1 protein-coding gene and 2 rRNA genes (2 of these 3 running past the window's edge) are annotated in these 2500 nt (G+C 55.4%); all 3 read right to left on the bottom strand.

Features of this window, described 5'->3' with window-relative positions; all coding sequences use genetic code 11:
* On the bottom strand, positions 1-461 hold the 5' portion of the coding sequence (locus NO934_RS10680; protein ID WP_309159940.1) for a hypothetical protein. It extends 364 nt beyond the left edge of the window; 461 of the gene's 825 nt are visible here — the first part of the coding sequence; the start codon lies at positions 459-461; the stop codon falls past the left edge of the window.
* 372 nt (positions 462-833) lie between these two features.
* Positions 834-949: ribosomal RNA gene (gene rrf / locus NO934_RS10675) — 5S ribosomal RNA — on the bottom strand.
* 198 nt (positions 950-1147) lie between these two features.
* A 23S ribosomal RNA gene (locus NO934_RS10670) occupies positions 1148-2500 on the bottom strand; it runs 1373 nt beyond the window's last position.

Below are 2500 nucleotides of genomic sequence, written 5' to 3'. Positions count from 1 at the left end.
CTACCTTCAGCGGTTCCTGCGTCCTCGTAGATCGATGCCCGACCGAAAATATCCTCAACGGGATCGGCATCTTCGGCCACCATTAATTGCAAGGCCTCGAGGTGATCATAGGAGCCGGATTCCGCCAGAATGGTCTTGGCGTCGTTTTCTTCGAGAACGTCCAGTCCATATGGCTCACCATTGGCATCGGTTTCGAGATCGCCGTGAGTAACGAGTCGCCGGGGGTGAGGCAGAGGCGTAATGTCGGTGATTACCATCTTTGTTACCGCGCCCTCCCTCCATGATCCTGACAAAGTGCCGACAGCGACCGCTGTCCACACGCCTGCCACGCTCGACTCGCCGAGCACCACGCGTTCGCCGCGGAAACTGTCGGCGATTCGCATCGCGTCGGAGCCGATTATCCTGACTGCGATCGTATAATGAACCTGATCTTGCGCTCTGATATTGAAAATCAGCGCCATAGCGCCCCCCCCTTTTGATAATGCACGTAAGGGATTTTATGGAATCGCAATAGTCGGGGATAGAGAGGGCAAACACGTAGATAAAACTACGTATCTTAAAACGTGACGTCAGGGACCATACCTGGGGCAATGCGACGAAGGGTGAGCCTGCCCTCAGGCTCGATCTGGGAACTGACCTTTAAGCTCCACAGGACCATTGGCGCAGAAGTGTTTAACGGTCGCGTTCTTTCAAGGGGAGAAGGGGTCATGAGAACGGCGCCTGCTCCCGCGACGGCGGGAGTCCAATGGCGGTTTTGGAACGCAAAAAGCCCCGCGTTTGCGGGGCTTTTTGTTTTGTGTTTTGTATTGAGAAGGGTTTGACAGGCTTGTTAGATCTGGCGGCGACCTACTCTCCCGTGCCTTGAGACACAGTACCATTGGCGCTGAAGTGTTTAACGGTCGAGTTCGGAATGGGATCGGGTTCTGGGCACTTCGCCATAGCCACCAGATCAAACAAACCTGTCTGACGTGTAACTGGTCTTTTGATCTGTCTCGCGTTTGCTCTGGACGAGCTTTGCGAGGACCTCGCGCTTTCGCGCGCCCCACCGGAGGGTCAGTTCGAAGCGTAGCGCGGTTTTAGCGCGTCACGCTGAGAACGGTGCGACCCGTGAGGTCAAAAGGTCTTTTACGATCATTGGTAAATGAGAACGATCAAGTCGATCGAGCTATTAGTACCGGTAAGCTTCACGCATTGCTGCGCTTCCACACCCGGCCTATCGACGTGGTGGTCTTCCACGGCTCTGATAGGGAATACTGGTTTTGAGGGAGGCTTCCTGCTTAGATGCTTTCAGCAGTTATCCCGTCCGAACTTAGCTACCCTGCAATGCGGCTGGCGCCACAACAGGTCCACCAGAGGTTCGTCCATCCCGGTCCTCTCGTACTAGGGACAGCTCCTCTCAATATTCCGACACCCACGGCAGATAGGGACCGAACTGTCTCACGACGTTCTAAACCCAGCTCACGTACCACTTTAAATGGCGAACAGCCATACCCTTGGGACCTGCTCCAGCCCCAGGATGTGATGAGCCGACATCGAGGTGCCAAACGATGCCGTCGATAAGGACTCTTGGGCATCATCAGCCTGTTATCCCCGGCGTACCTTTTATCCGTTGAGCGATGGCCCTTCCACGCGGGACCACCGGATCACTATGACCGACTTTCGTCTCTGCTCGACTTGTCAGTCTCGCAGTCAGGCAGGCTTATGCCATTGCACTCAACGAGCGATTTCCGACCGCTCTGAGCCCACCATCGCGCGCCTCCGTTACTCTTTGGGAGGCGACCGCCCCAGTCAAACTACCCACCACACGCTGTCCCGGGTGCTGTTACACCGCGGTTAGACATCCATGACGATAAGGGTGGTATCTCACATTGCGGCTCCACGAGAACTGGCGTTCCCGCTTCAAAGCCTACCACCTATTCTGCACATGCCGACACGAATGCCAGCGTGAAGCTATAGTAAAGGTGCACGGGGTCTTTCCGTCTGACCGCAGGAACCCCGCATCTTCACGGGGAGTTCAATTTCGCTGAGTCGATGCTGGAGACAGTGGGGAAGTCGTTACGCCATTCGTGCAGGTCGGAACTTACCCGACAAGGAATTTCGCTACCTTAGGACCGTTATAGTTACGGCCGCCGTTTACCGGGGCTTCAATTCAAGGCTTGCACCTCTCCTTTTAACCTTCCGGCACCGGGCAGGCGTCAGACCCTATACGTCGCCTTGCGGCTTCGCAGAGCCCTGTGTTTTTAATAAACAGTCGCCACCCCCTCTTTTGTGCCACCCGCCAATGGTTGCCCATCAACGGGTCACGCTTATCCCGAAGTTACGCGTGCAATTTGCCGAGTTCCTTCAGCATCGTTCTCTCAAGCGCCTTGGTATACTCTACCAGTCCACCTGTGTCGGTTTCGGGTACGGTCTATAAGCTGGGGCTATTTCCTGGAACCGCCTCACTGCATGTCCAATCCGATAAGGACATACAGACCTGGCAATCCGTCACTTCCCAGCA

The organism is Pelagibacterium sp. H642 (assembly GCF_031202855.1).
Taxonomy (GTDB): domain Bacteria; phylum Pseudomonadota; class Alphaproteobacteria; order Rhizobiales; family Devosiaceae; genus Pelagibacterium.
This window is presented reverse-complemented; position numbering and strand designations above follow the sequence as displayed.